Source organism: Vibrio sp. 1751, from assembly GCF_033339895.1.
In the GTDB taxonomy this organism is placed as follows: Bacteria; Pseudomonadota; Gammaproteobacteria; order Enterobacterales; family Vibrionaceae; genus Vibrio; species Vibrio alginolyticus.
On the sequence record NZ_JAWOVM010000100.1, the window covers coordinates 1 to 13,130 of the forward strand.

Consider the following 13,130-nt stretch of genomic DNA (forward strand, 5'->3'; position numbering starts at 1 on the left):
AAAATCACGTCACCTTTGGTCACCATGGTTACTAACTCGACTTCCAAGCCAGGGTGAGCGGCTTGAAGGGCGTCTTTAACAAAGTAAGCTTGCCATAAAGCAAGAGGGCTTTTTCGAGTTGCAATGCGAATCGGTGTGGATTGTGTCATGATCTTCTCAATGCTGTTTGGATTTGGGTTTATCCTACCATTCTCATCAAGAAATGCTTACTGTTAGTTCGTTATCTCTGAAGGCTATGAATGGAATTACATGACGTTATGAAAATAGTGTGACTGGATTCTCAATTAGACTAAGGACTATTATTAGTAATAGGTAATAAGAGCGAAACTACCGCGCGATTAATTTTGTGACTAAAGTATGGTTTTGTATCCAGAGTGATACGCGGGCGTGAAGCTTTACCCGCACCAATAAAAGTGTTAAATTGATCACGTTTTTAAGCCATTTTGGTTTAAAACGTCAGCAGATTTTCGTGATTGTTCAACCAAGGAATTCCCCTTGCAGGCTTACACCCAAAAAATCATCCAGCGACTAGATAATTTGAATCAGCAGCGAGTTGATCGCGCGTTGGCGCTTATGGATTCGCAAAGCCAGCAAGTCTTCCACTTGATTCCTGCCTTGTTGAACTACAACCATCCTGTAATTCCTGGCTATTATGATGCCGATGTCCCGTTTGGTGTGCATGGGCTTGAACTAAATAGCATTCAGCAACAATTCATAGATGATATTCAACTTGCCATTGGTCAGCCGCTCAAGACGGTAGAAAAGCCCGCTATATTGGGTTTATACACCATGGGCAGTACCTCCTCGATTGGTCAAAGTACTTCCAGTGATTTGGATATTTGGGTGTGTATCTCACCAGAGATGGATTGTGACGAACGCGAGTTATTGACCAATAAATGCTTACTCATCACGGATTGGGCACAAAGCAAAGGCGTGGAAGCGAACTTTTTCTTAATGGATAAAGAGCGCTTTAGAAGCAATCATTCTGAGGAGATGACAGGTGATAACTGTGGTTCATCTCAGCACTTACTTTTGCTAGATGAATTCTATCGTAGTGCGGTGCGTATTGCCGGACAGCGTTTGTTATGGCAAATCGTGCCGCCAGAAATGGAAGAGTGTTACGACGAGTACGTTTCTCAACTGTGCAGTGATGGTTACATCGACTGTAGTGAATGGATCGACTTTGGTAAATTGAACTGCATTCCTGCTGAAGAATACTTCGGCTCGAACTTGTGGCAGTTATACAAAAGCATCGACTCTCCCTACAAATCGGTATTAAAAGCCATCTTGCTAGAAGCTTACTCGTGGGAATACCCGCATACTCAATTGTTAAGTATCGACACTAAGCGTCGTTTCTTTGCCCATGAGCCTGACCTCTATGGCATGGATGCGTACTACTTAATGTTGGAAAAAGTAACCCGTTACCTAGAGCGAATTCAAGACGATACACGTTTGGATTTGGTGCGTCGCTGTTTCTATCTCAAAACCCATGAAAAACTATCTCGTGAGCCGAATATTGGCTCAGTAGCTTGGCGTCGTGAAGCACTGAGCGATATGATTGCAAAATGGAATTGGGATGCCAGTGTCGTTGCAGAGCTCGATGACCGCCGTAATTGGAAGGTTGAACAAGTAAAGGTGGTACATCATGCATTGCTGGATGCGTTGATGCAAAGCTACCGTAACTTGATTCAATTTGCGCGTCGTAACGACATCACTTCTGCTATCAGTCCGCAAGACATCAGTATTTTGGCCCGTAAACTCTACGCGGCTTTTGAAGTATTGCCGGGCAAAGTAACGTTACTAAACCCACAGATTTCACCTGATCTGCACGAGCCTGACTTGAGCTTTATCGAAGTGAAAAAAGGGGGGGTAAACAAGTCTGGTTGGTACCTCTATAAACAACCGCTTATTGCGCACCGCATTTTGGGGCAACCATATCTAGAGCATCATGAATACTTGAGTAAGTTGGTTGCTTGGGCATTCTTCAATGGCTTGATCACTGAATCGACTCGTTTACATGCCGTGGTACGTGAAGCGCAGCTAGATATTGATAAGTTTTACCAAATGGTGAGTGACTTACGAAATACTTTTGCTTTGCGTAAGCGTCGTCCATCTATGCAGGCGCTAGCGAGTCCTTGTGAAATAAGCCAGCTTGCGATGTTCATCAACTTCGAAAATGATCCGACGTCTGAACTTTCTGGTCGTTCGTTGAAAGTGGATGTTAAGAACACCGATATTTTTAGCTTTGGTCCAGAACATAAAAATTTAGTCGGCAGTGTTGACCTTGTTTACCGTAACTCTTGGCATGAAGTGCGTACGCTGCATTTCAAAGGGGAAACGGCGATGCTGGATGCACTGAAAACCATTTTGGGCAAAATGCACCAAGATGCGTTGCCACCAGAATCAGTGGATGTGTTCTGCTATGCGAAGAACATGCGTGGTGTGATGCGTAATATGGTTTACCAGCTTTTAGCTGAATGTATCGACTTACGCTTGAAACCAGTAGAGCAAGAGAAACGCCGCCGCTTTAAAGCGATGCGTCTTGGTAACCAGACTTATGGGTTGTTCTTTGAACGTCGTGGTGTGTCGGTGCAGAAGCTAGAAAATTCCATCGATTTCTACCGCAGCATTTCTACTAACAAACTCAAAGGCTCGCCGCTGTTAATGCTCGATCGTGAGCAAGAATATCAAATGCCGGAGGTGGTGGATGGGTTTGCCAGTGAAGGTCTGGTGCAGTTCTTCTTTGAAGATAACGAAGATGGCTTCAATATTTATGTTTTGGATGAGTCAAATCAAGTGGAAGTGTATCACCAATTTAGTGGCTCCAAAGATGAAATGATTTCGTCTGTAAACAGCTTCTACACGTCGGTAAAAGACGATAGTCGCGTCGCGTCGAAGTTTATTAACTTTAACCTGCCTCAGTACTATCAAATTATTCACCCTGAAGAGGGGAATGCGTATATCATTCCTTACCGTAATGACGGTTGTTCACCGAGTCGCCCGACCAAAACTGTGAACGCGTAATTAAACCCGTATCAATAAACAAAAAGAGCACTTCGGTGCTCTTTTTGTTTTGGTGACGATTGACCAGAATTATGCCCAATCAATGGCTTCGCTTGCGTGCTTTTCACACTCTTTCTTCACCATTTCAAATAGCTCCATACCCGTTTTTGAGCAGGTCCATTTACCTTCAATAAGCTTGAAGTGGAAACCACCAGATTTGGACGCTAGCCAGATCTCATGCATCGGCTCTTGGCGATTAATGATGATTTGGCTGCGGTCTTCAAATTCCAATGTCATTACGTTGCCAGTGACTTCGTAATCAATGTCTGCGCCTGAATCATCGATGGATTCTTCGATGATTTGCATCTGCGCATCCACCAGTTGATGAAATTCAGTATCGTTCATCCGTCTATCCTATTGCTTTTCCTGAGTGTGGTGCGATTATAGGGGGCATTGATTCAATAATCACGATATGCGAAATGAAAAAATTAGTTACTGTGTTGTTTGTGATGGTTGCCGCGACCTTAGCGGGGTGTGGTCAGTCTGGCTCACTATACATTCCAGATGACACTCAACAGAATGAGCAATCACAATAAATAACCGCACCTTAGGGTGAAATTAGGGTTCAGCAGTCGAATAAAATAAGGGAAGCGAATTTTGGATTACTTCAACTATCAGGATGATGGCCAGCTTTGGGCCGAAGACGTCCCACTTCAAGCTCTTGCAGAGCAATATGGCACTCCTCTTTACGTATATTCTCGAGCCACGCTAGAGCGCCATTGGAAGGCGTTTGATAGTGCTGTGGGTCAGCATCCTCACCTGGTTTGCTACGCGGTGAAAGCCAACTCAAACTTAGGCGTATTGAACACGCTAGCGCGTTTGGGATCGGGTTTTGATATCGTGTCGGGTGGTGAACTTGAGCGTGTGATTGCCGCAGGCGGTGATCCGAAAAAAGTCGTTTTCTCTGGTGTTGGTAAAACATCGGCAGAGATGAAGCGCGCTCTTGAGCTAGGTATCAAATGTTTCAACGTTGAATCTGAGCCAGAGCTAGAACGTTTGAACAAGGTTGCGGGTGAGCTTGGTGTGATTGCGCCAATTTCTCTGCGTATCAATCCAGATGTCGACGCGAAAACACACCCTTACATTTCGACTGGTCTTCGCGACAATAAATTCGGCATTGCGTTTGATCGTGCGCCAGATGTTTATAAATTCGCGCAAAGCCTGCCGAACTTGAATGTGCAAGGCATCGACTGCCACATTGGTTCTCAGCTGACCAATATAGACCCATTTATCGACGCGACAGACCGTTTATTAGCCCTGATTGATGATTTAAAAGCGCAAGGCATTAACATTCGTCACCTTGATGTCGGCGGCGGTTTGGGTGTGGTCTATCGTGATGAATTACCACCTCAGCCTTCTGATTACGCCAAAGCGTTACTTGGTCGTCTTGAAAATCACCAAGACTTGGAGCTGATCTTTGAGCCAGGCCGTGCAATTGCTGCGAACGCAGGTATCTTGCTAACGCGTGTTGAGTTTTTAAAACATACTGAGCATAAAAACTTTGCGATTATCGACGCTGCAATGAACGACTTGATGCGTCCTGCGCTATACCAAGCATGGCAAGATATTGTGCCAGTTTCACCGCGAAAGGGTGAAGCTCAGACTTACGACTTGGTTGGTCCTATTTGTGAAACCGGCGACTTCTTGGGTAAAGATCGCGCACTCGTTTTGCAAGAAGGTGATCTACTCGCGGTTCGTTCAGCAGGTGCCTATGGTTTTGTGATGTCTTCGAACTACAATACTCGTACCCGAGCGGCAGAAGTGATGGTGGACGGTAAACAAAGCCACTTAGTTCGCCAGCGTGAGGAGCTGACCAGTTTGTGGCAGCTGGAACAGATTCTACCGGAGTAACACACAACAAATGCATTTCCACTTTTCCAAAATGCACGGTTTGGGCAACGACTTCATGGTCGTCGACTGTATTACCCAGAACGTGTTTTTCTCGCAAGACCTGATCCGCCGCTTGGCGGATCGTCATACTGGCGTTGGTTTTGACCAATTGCTTGTGGTAGAGGCCCCTTACGACCCTGAAACCGACTTCCATTATCGGATTTTTAATGCCGATGGTAGTGAAGTTGAACAGTGTGGTAACGGTGCACGCTGTTTTGCCCGCTTTGTTCGCTTGAAGGGGCTGACCAATAAATACAGCATCAGCGTGAGCACCAAGAAAGGAAAGATGATTCTCAACATCGAAGATGATGGGGAAGTGACGGTCAACATGGGCGTACCAGAGTTTGAACCGAACAAAATTCCTTTCAAAGCGAAGCAAAAAGAGAAAACTTACATCATGCGAGCAGGCGACAATACCTTGTTTTGTGGTGCTGTGAGCATGGGTAACCCGCACGTAGTGACCGTGGTCGACGATGTGGATACGGCAGAAGTGGAAACTCTCGGTCCGCTGCTCGAGTCGCATGAGCGTTTCCCAGAGCGCGTCAACGCTGGCTTTATGCAGGTGATGAGTCGTGACCATATTCGTCTTCGAGTTTACGAGCGAGGCGCAGGAGAGACACAAGCTTGTGGTAGTGGTGCATGCGCGGCAGTCGCGGTTGGGATTCTGCAGGGCTTGTTGGATGAAAACGTTAAGGTTTCTCTACCTGGTGGTGAATTGCGAATTGCATGGCAAGGCCCTGGCAAGCCGTTGTTTATGACCGGACCTACAACGCATGTATTTGATGGTCAATTGTCTTGCTAGTTGAAGAAAAAGGAAACGCTTTGTCTCAAGTAGAAGCAGATGCCTTAACGGCTGAAGTAGTGGCAGAGTACCTCAAAGATCATCCAGACTTTTTTGTGCAACGTCCGGAGCTTGTGGATCGTTTATCTTTCCCACACTCAGACTTAGGCGCGGTATCTTTGGTACACATCCAAATGAATCGCCAACGTCAGCGCATTGAAGAGTTAGAGGAAGAGATCACTACACTAATGTCGCTTGCGGCGAACAATGATCGCACCTTTTACGAATTTATGGATTTGCAGGGGCAGATTCTAAAGTGTAGTGACTTTAAACAAGTCATTCATTCTATCGAAGAGAAAGCCAAAACATTGGGCTTACGTGCGTTTGTTCGATTGTTTAGTCAATGCGACGCATCGATTCAATTGAGTAAGGAAAGTTATCAACGCTTTGCGACCACACACTTAAATGGCAAAGATGCGTACTTAGGACGTCTTCGCAAAGTGGATCGTGAAGCTTTGTTTGGCAACATGGAAGTGCCGGAAATGGGGTCCTATGTGGTACTGCCGCTCGTGAAACAGCAAACTCTGGGCGTGCTTGCTTTTTCTAGTGAAGATGGCGGCCATTTTCAGCCAGATATGGATACCTTGTTTTTGCGTCACCTATCATTAGTAGTGGCACATCTCGCTCAAACACTGGTATGGCAAAGTTACGATGACGACAACTCCCAACACTCCTCTGCCAAATAGTCTGCAAAAGCCTCTTGAGCGCTTCTATGAATTCTTACGAAGCGAAAAGGGGCTTAGCCTACATACTCAGCGCAATTACAAACAGCAGCTAGAAACAATGGCGCAGCACCTAGCTGAAATGGGGCTCAAAGATTGGTCTCAAGTGGATGCTGGTTGGGTGCGCCAATTAGCAGGTAAGGGCATGCGAGAAGGCATGAAAGCCAGCAGTTTGGCAACGCGACTCTCATCGCTGCGTAGCTTTTTCGATTTCCTTATTCTGCGTGGCGAGATTTCTGCTAACCCAGCCAAAGGGGTTTCAGCACCTCGCAAAAAACGCCCGTTGCCCAAAAACCTCGATGTTGACGAAGTGAGCCAATTACTTGAAGTCAACGAGGACGACCCGTTGGCTGTGCGCGATCGCGCCATGATGGAGCTGATGTATGGCGCCGGCTTACGTTTGGCTGAACTGGTGGGTGTGGATGTACGTGACGTACAACTGCGTAGTGGTGAGCTTCGTGTTATTGGTAAAGGCGATAAAGAACGTAAAGTGCCGTTCTCTGGGATGGCAACCGAGTGGGTCGGGAAGTGGTTACGCGTTCGTGGTGATTTAGCCGCTCCAGGTGAGCCCGCCTTGTTTGTATCTAAGCTTGGAACGCGTATTTCGCATCGTAGCGTGCAAAAGCGCATGGCTGAATGGGGGCAGAAACAGTCTGTCGCAAGCCATATTAGTCCGCATAAATTGCGTCACTCATTTGCGACACATATGCTCGAATCAAGCAATAACTTACGTGCGGTGCAGGAGCTTTTAGGGCACGAGAATATTTCGACGACCCAAATCTACACGCACTTGGATTTCCAACATTTGGCGCAAGCCTACGACCAAGCCCACCCACGCGCACGTAAAAAGAACGGGGAGTGAGCCGAAGTATGAAATTTTATCGCCGTATCGAGCCTATTAAGGCAATGACCTTTGACCTAGATGATACCCTCTATGACAACTATCCTGTGATAGTTCGCATGGAGCGTGAGTTGCTATCTTGGCTCAAGCACCATCATCCAGCGGTTGCTCATATGAACAAAGCGGATTGGTTTGCTCTCAAGCAGCGTGTTGTGCAGCAACAACCCGAGCTGAAGAGCGATGTCACTTTATGGCGTTTAGTGCAACTTCAGCAAGCCTTCTCCCAAGTAGGCTACGACGAAGACGCAGCACATGCCGCCGCGAAAGCCGCAGTAGACGTTGCGTTGGACTGGCGTAACCGTTTTGAAGTGCCGCAGCAAAGCCTCGATGTATTGGAGGAACTCGCGCAGCACATCCCGTTGGTGGCAATCACCAACGGTAATGTGGATTTAGACCGCATCGGTCTTACGCCTTATTTCCAACAGGTACTTAAAGCAGGACCAGATGGATTGGCGAAACCCGCAACCGATATGTTTACTAAAGCGAAGCGATTCTTGGATATTCCTGCGGAGAATATTCTGCATGTCGGTGATCATCTAACCACGGATGTGCATGGTGCAAAGTTGGCTGGTTTTGCAGCCTGTTGGTTTAATGATATGAATAAAAATGTCATTAACCATTCAAAAACACGTACTTTACCTGATATTGAAATCAATAGTTTGCAGCCGTTACTCACACTTTTTTAATTGCTTTCGCATTAATCCATTCTAATCTCATTTTGTGTCTAGAAAAGCAGCGCAAAGCCACGTAAATTATTCTCTATTAAATAAAAATAGTAACGCCACACGTCGTGGTGAAGATAGTGTTACGGCAGTGGTAGGTCCATGCGAGCTTTTTCAAAACTGGTTCACGATGTCAGTCAACTGAATGACTTTTTAGTCACTTTTCCGACTTCCTCAGATAAACAATATTTAGTACAAATATTGTCGACGCAATCGCGCGAAATTACGACCACACTTGCAGACGCCGTTTTGTCGTCGCTGCCGAATGCTCATGTTATGGGGCATAGTACGCGTAATGTGATTCTGGAAGGGGAGATATTTACCTCTGGTTGCCTAGTGAGTGTGATTGAATTTGAGCAAACCACGCTGACTTCTGCGGTACAAACATACTCTTACTCCCCTGACATTGATGGCGGGGAGCTCAAGCGCTCTCTTCTAATGCAGCATAATTCACAGGTGATCCTCAGCTTTGCTGTGCAAATTGAACGACGTGACTATCCCTTGTTTCAAACCTTCGCCAGTGAAGAAGTAGTGATTTCTGGAGGGTTGGCGCAGAGTATTGACGATGGCTGCTGGGTGCTATATCAAAACCGAGTTTACGATAATGCCGTGGTTGCCGTAGCTTTGCACAGTGATACTTTGAAGCTATGGACTGATGCGTATTCGGAATGGAACCCGATTGGCATGCCACACAAAGTCACTCATGCAAAAGGAACGCGCTTGTATTGTTTAGGTGAGAAGAAAGCGCTGGACGTATACAAGCGTTACTTGGCGGATGGCCATGACGTGACGCTGAGTCAACTGCTCAGCTTTCCTTTATATCGAGAAAGCTTAGGGCGAAAGGAAGTTTGTACGGTAACGGAGCTACACGCTGATGGCAGTATGAGCTTCGACAGGCCCTGGTGTCTTGGTGACGAAGTGCAATTTTGCTATAACCATCCCTCGTTAACGCTCGAGCAAGTGCGGCATGGTGTGGTTGAGTTAGCCATGCACCAACCTGAAGTCGTGATGATTTTTAACTGCGCGTCACGGTTAGACTTTATTGACAGCAGCGACGAAGTCCAAGCATTCAAAGATATTGCGACGACGTTTGGTAGTTACTGTATGGGGGAGCTGCATGGTGGTATTGGTCAGCCCGAAATTCTTCATCACAGCCTGACGTATTTAGCGATGCGAGAGGGAGACGAAGTGCAAACATTGAACTTGCCTAAGTCGCCCGTTAGCTCCTCTATTTCACCGCTGTTTAGCTTGATTCGAAATGCGATCGGCGATCTCAACCATATGAACGCGCATATGGGATATCAACTCGATCGCCAAACGCGCAAGTTACAAGAAAGCTATCGACGCGACAGTCGCACGGGATTACAAAACCGGGTCGCATTGCAAGAGCGGCTGAGTAACATCGATTTGGATGAGCATTTGTTGACTCTAAAGCTACTTAACTTTAGTCATATCAACGAAAAATACGGCTACCGAGTGGGAGATCAATTACTCAAAGATCTCTCAATGCACTTTACGAATCGACTACGAAAGCGTTTCGGCATGCCAACGGCTTTGCAGCTTTATAGTATTGGGGTTGGTGAATGGGCGTTCATATTTAAAGCTGATCAAAGCAGCGAGACCATCAAACAGCACTTTGCGCGTTTTGCTGACGCGGTAGAACAAACTAATTTTGAGCCAATTGGCCTACGTGAAATAGATTATCTTTCTATCTCGCTATGCGGCGGCTTAGTGAGTCGTCGAGATTTTCCATCCGCTTCAGTAGATGAGCTCTTACTCAAAGGCATCGAAGCGAGGCGCTCCGGTGTACGCAGTAATACCCATATCTGTAATGCGAAAGATATTGAAGTCAGTGAGGATGTGCGTAAAGAGCAACTTGGATGGCTAAGTTGCGTTAGTAGAGCCATTCTCAAACAGAACATCATCACTTATAGCCAACCCATTGTGCATGCGGGTAGCCACAAATTGGCAAGCCAAGAATGTTTGGTTCGTATTCTGGAAGCCGATGGAACGGTGATTGCGCCAGGGCGTTTTCTGCCAATTATCTCTGATACGCATCTTTACACTCGACTAAGTCGGCACATGATTCATTCTACGTTGCATTATATGCGAGATAAGCAAGGTGACTTTTCTATAAACTTATCGCCGCAAGATTTGCTCAGTGATAAAACTTTAATGCTTTTAGAGCATGAAATTAGCCAGCTAAATGACCCAAGGCGAATTGGTTTAGAAGTGCTGGAATCTGAGCAGATCAAAGACTACGGCCGAATGATAGAAGTGTGCAGTCATTTTAGAAGCTTAGGGGCGCGTATCATTGTTGATGACTTTGGGTCCGGTTATTCGAATATCGATGAAATCCTAAAGTTGGAGCCAGAAGTCATAAAGCTCGATGGCAGCTTGATTCGTGATATTGATAAAGACTTAAAACAGCGCAAGATCGCTTCCCAGTTGGTGCGTTTGTGCCAGGTGTTTAACGCGGAGACGGTGGCGGAGTTCGTCCACAATCAGGAGGTGTGTACCATTGCACAAGACATGGGGGTGGATTATTTGCAGGGTTACTATCTTGGCGAGCCGACTCGACTGTTTTAATGATGTTTCACGTGAAACTTCTTGTCGTAAAAAACGCAGCGTAGGCTGCGTTTTTTGTTTGGTTCTTCTACTGAGCTTAATGGTTAACGCTTAAGAGCGTGTCCACTCTTTTCAGCTTGGAACAGAGCGAGGTAATGGGCAAAAAAGCGCTGCATTTGTTGTTGGTTGTTTTGTTCTCCAAGTTGCCCGAGCAAATGTGCAGCGACTTCAAACGTACACAAATTACCTTGTTGTTGGTTGCGTCGCAGCTGATATTGTGAGTCCGCCGACGCAGACAATCCCATAGTAGGGATACCTTCTAACCAACGGCTCTTATTGATCATCTTGCGCGCCTCTTGCCAGGTGGCATCTAAAATAATAAACAGCGGAGTTTTGGTTTGTTGCTGGCTTTGGAGTACCACATGTTCGAGTGTGATACTTTCTTCACAGGGGAAGAGCAACACCGGATACCGCGACGGATCAGCTAATAGAGTGAGCAATTCTGCTGGTGGCTGTTTGCGATCCCAGATTACTCGATCAATGTTGAGTTGGCACTGCTCTAGTAGCTGGCCGGTATTAGTATCACGCTTCAGTTCATTCGGATGCATTAACAGCAGGATGTTGTGCTCACTGTTAAGTTTCGGCATTAGCGAGCACATACAATTGAATTGAAAACCGCAGGTTGGACACGGTTGTGGCATTACAGACGAACTCCTTCGCGCACCGGGCTTATCCCATCAGAGAACAGACGCACACCACTGACTTGGTTCGGCGTTGCCGTTGGCGCCATGCTTGGGTTGAGTGGGTAGCTAACCCCAGTGTATTGCATCACGTGTTGAGCCGCTTTAGCTCCGCCACCGCTGACATTAAAAATCAGATCTCGCCAACCATGAGAGGTTTGTTGGCCGAGCATAATCGGGCTTTGCACTAGTGTAATGCGGCTATTAAATCGCCATTCCTTTTCGTGATGTTCAAATATCAGCAATGTACAGCCTCCGGAACCACACCAATCCAACTGTACCAATAGCTCTTCGTTACCATCGCTGTTGAGGTCGTAAGTTAGCCAACGGTATTGGTTATTGTTGGGGGTGGTTTGATGGATAAAGAAGTAGTTGCGCACCGCGGCATCTACTTTTGAATCAAACTCTGCACTAGAAGGTACGTCAGCACTACCGATGGGGTTGTTGGTGCGTTTTTCGGCTGGTTGCATGATGCCTTCATCACGAACGGTGGCAGGATAAAGGACTAAACCACCATCGGCGATTGGGTATACTAAGTTACCGACTTTTTCTTTGGTCGCTTTGAGCTGATTGCCTTCTCGAGTAAACAGTCGCTCTGACATCAGTCTTTGCTGTTGATGATGCGTCATGACAACTTGAACCTGAGACGGACTTAACTGTTGCCAGTAACCACGCTCGATTAATGGTGCTTGTCCATTGGCGTAACGGTATTTTGTTGTGGCGCTGTGGTCTGGGTTTAAGGTCATTTGTACTTCAAAACCTTGTGATTGAGTTGAGGTCGCGACATAGGTATTAGCCCAGCCAAGCGTTGCATCGACGTTTGCAGCCATACCACAACCTTGATACGTCTCGCCATCATGTTTTAGTGTTGCTTTCCAGCCATACAAAGAATCGCTCATTGTGTCTGAGCAGAGGTTTTCTGTTAAGCGAAGCTCACCACCTTGCAGTTGATAAGTGCGCTGGCGAGGTTGAAGCTGACTGCTGTTAATCGCTAATTTTGTGGTTTGTTTGCCGATTTGCTGGAATGTTAGTCCATTAGCCTCAAAGCTTGCCGACCAAGAAGGCTCATTACCAAACACGCGAGTTGGTTTGTTTGGTTGCTGACAACGGTCTGGATTTTCCGTTGTGAGGAAGTTCACTTGTTCCACGACAAAGTTAGCATCGAAATCAGCAGAAAACCCATCGATGCCCGGTGGGTTGAGGTGGCCGATAACCTCGCCATACATAGTCTGGTAAGGCTCGTTATTTAACTGAATTGCTCGTTGCATTTGCTGTGGTGATAGTTGCAACCAATATTGCTTGTCGCTGCCACAAGGCATGATGTATTGGCTCTCGTGACCGACGATCACTTTTCCGCGCAGCATAAAAGTTTGAGGTTGAATGGTTTCAGGCTTATCTAAGGTTGCTGGTGGAGAGGTTAGGTCAGCAGCACCAGATTGTGGCGGCTGTGAACTACATGCTTGCAGAACCAGCAGGGTGGCAAGCGCCACTGGGTTTTTCAAAGCCTTCATGTTATATCTTCCTCATTATTGTTACTCAATCGGCATCGGATGGCATTATGGCATATTGGTTATTTAAAACTGAACCAGATACCTTTTCTATTGACACGCTTCGAACCCAAAAGGTTTCATGTTGGGAGGGAGTTCGTAATTATCAGGCGCGCAATATGATGCGTGACCAAGT

At 46.4% G+C, this 13,130-nt stretch carries 12 protein-coding genes and 1 pseudogene; 9 read left to right on the plus strand and 4 right to left on the minus strand.

Annotated elements, in window-relative coordinates:
• Positions 1–149: pseudogene (gene hemC, locus R7041_RS20335) on the minus strand (hydroxymethylbilane synthase); the annotation flags it as partial.
• A 346-nt stretch (positions 150–495) separates the two neighbouring features.
• Between hemC and R7041_RS20340 the strand changes: the two are divergent.
• Positions 496–3,024, plus strand: a complete 2,529-nt coding sequence (locus R7041_RS20340; RefSeq protein ID WP_258512243.1) for a class I adenylate cyclase — start codon at positions 496–498, stop codon at positions 3,022–3,024.
• 69 nt (positions 3,025–3,093) lie between these two features.
• Here R7041_RS20340 and cyaY read toward each other — a convergent pair whose 3' ends face one another.
• Positions 3,094–3,408, minus strand: a complete 315-nt coding sequence (cyaY, locus tag R7041_RS20345) for an iron donor protein CyaY (protein ID WP_206949724.1) — start codon at positions 3,406–3,408, stop codon at positions 3,094–3,096.
• A 74-nt stretch (positions 3,409–3,482) separates the two neighbouring features.
• Here cyaY and lptM point away from each other — a divergent pair, with 74 nt between their 5' ends.
• The 7 genes from lptM to R7041_RS20380 all read left to right on the plus strand — a co-directional run bounded on the left by lptM (position 3,483) and on the right by R7041_RS20380 (position 10,728).
• Positions 3,483–3,599 (plus strand): LPS translocon maturation chaperone LptM, encoded by a 117-nt coding sequence (gene lptM / locus R7041_RS22750; protein WP_005378746.1) that lies wholly within the window; start codon positions 3,483–3,485, stop codon positions 3,597–3,599.
• Between the two features lie 61 nt (positions 3,600–3,660).
• Positions 3,661–4,914, plus strand: coding sequence for a diaminopimelate decarboxylase (lysA, locus tag R7041_RS20355; protein WP_033907276.1), 1,254 nt, complete (start codon positions 3,661–3,663; stop codon positions 4,912–4,914).
• Positions 4,915–4,924: 10 nt separating this feature from the next.
• Positions 4,925–5,755 (plus strand): diaminopimelate epimerase, encoded by an 831-nt coding sequence (gene dapF, locus R7041_RS20360; protein ID WP_005378744.1) that lies wholly within the window; start codon positions 4,925–4,927, stop codon positions 5,753–5,755.
• On the plus strand, positions 5,749–6,480 hold the full coding sequence (locus R7041_RS20365; RefSeq protein ID WP_172797316.1) for a DUF484 family protein: 732 nt from the start codon (positions 5,749–5,751) through the stop codon (positions 6,478–6,480). Before dapF ends, R7041_RS20365 begins: the two co-directional genes overlap by 7 nt.
• The gene (gene xerC, locus R7041_RS20370) at positions 6,446–7,378 is read left to right on the plus strand and encodes a tyrosine recombinase XerC (RefSeq protein ID WP_064368853.1); all 933 of its coding nucleotides are present in this window, start codon (positions 6,446–6,448) and stop codon (positions 7,376–7,378) included. The genes R7041_RS20365 and xerC overlap by 35 nt, the downstream gene beginning before the upstream one ends.
• A gap of 8 nt (positions 7,379–7,386) precedes the next feature.
• Complete coding sequence (gene yigB / locus R7041_RS20375) at positions 7,387–8,103, plus strand: 5-amino-6-(5-phospho-D-ribitylamino)uracil phosphatase YigB (RefSeq protein ID WP_053350826.1); 717 nt, start codon at positions 7,387–7,389, stop codon at positions 8,101–8,103.
• Between the two features lie 138 nt (positions 8,104–8,241).
• Positions 8,242–10,728, plus strand: a complete 2,487-nt coding sequence (locus R7041_RS20380; protein ID WP_054577268.1) for an EAL domain-containing protein — start codon at positions 8,242–8,244, stop codon at positions 10,726–10,728.
• An 83-nt stretch (positions 10,729–10,811) separates the two neighbouring features.
• Here R7041_RS20380 and R7041_RS20385 read toward each other — a convergent pair whose 3' ends face one another.
• Both R7041_RS20385 and R7041_RS20390 read right to left on the minus strand, forming a co-directional pair.
• Entirely contained in the window at positions 10,812–11,408 is a 597-nt protein-coding gene (locus R7041_RS20385; RefSeq protein ID WP_064368852.1) for a tRNA-uridine aminocarboxypropyltransferase, read from the minus strand.
• Positions 11,408–12,958: a COG3650 family protein gene (locus tag R7041_RS20390; RefSeq protein ID WP_206949726.1), complete on the minus strand. Its 1,551-nt coding sequence runs from the start codon at positions 12,956–12,958 to the stop codon at positions 11,408–11,410. Before R7041_RS20390 ends, R7041_RS20385 begins: the two co-directional genes overlap by 1 nt.
• A gap of 47 nt (positions 12,959–13,005) precedes the next feature.
• Here R7041_RS20390 and R7041_RS20395 point away from each other — a divergent pair.
• A partial coding sequence (locus R7041_RS20395; protein WP_318128700.1) for an EVE domain-containing protein occupies positions 13,006–13,130 on the plus strand: 125 nt, incomplete at its 3' end.

Bases quoted from the DNA above. Each gene is read 5' to 3' on its own strand.
- cyaY (WP_206949724.1), bottom strand. From the start codon at position 3,408: ATGAACGATACTGAATTTCATCAACTGGTGGATGCGCAGATGCAAATC.
- lptM (WP_005378746.1), top strand. From the start codon at position 3,483: ATGAAAAAATTAGTTACTGTGTTGTTTGTGATGGTTGCCGCGACCTTA.
- dapF (WP_005378744.1), top strand. From the start codon at position 4,925: ATGCATTTCCACTTTTCCAAAATGCACGGTTTGGGCAACGACTTCATG.
- xerC (WP_064368853.1), top strand. From the start codon at position 6,446: ATGACGACAACTCCCAACACTCCTCTGCCAAATAGTCTGCAAAAGCCT.
- yigB (WP_053350826.1), top strand. From the start codon at position 7,387: ATGAAATTTTATCGCCGTATCGAGCCTATTAAGGCAATGACCTTTGAC.
- R7041_RS20380 (WP_054577268.1), top strand. From the start codon at position 8,242: ATGCGAGCTTTTTCAAAACTGGTTCACGATGTCAGTCAACTGAATGAC.
- R7041_RS20385 (WP_064368852.1), bottom strand. From the start codon at position 11,408: ATGCCACAACCGTGTCCAACCTGCGGTTTTCAATTCAATTGTATGTGC.
- R7041_RS20390 (WP_206949726.1), bottom strand. From the start codon at position 12,958: ATGAAGGCTTTGAAAAACCCAGTGGCGCTTGCCACCCTGCTGGTTCTG.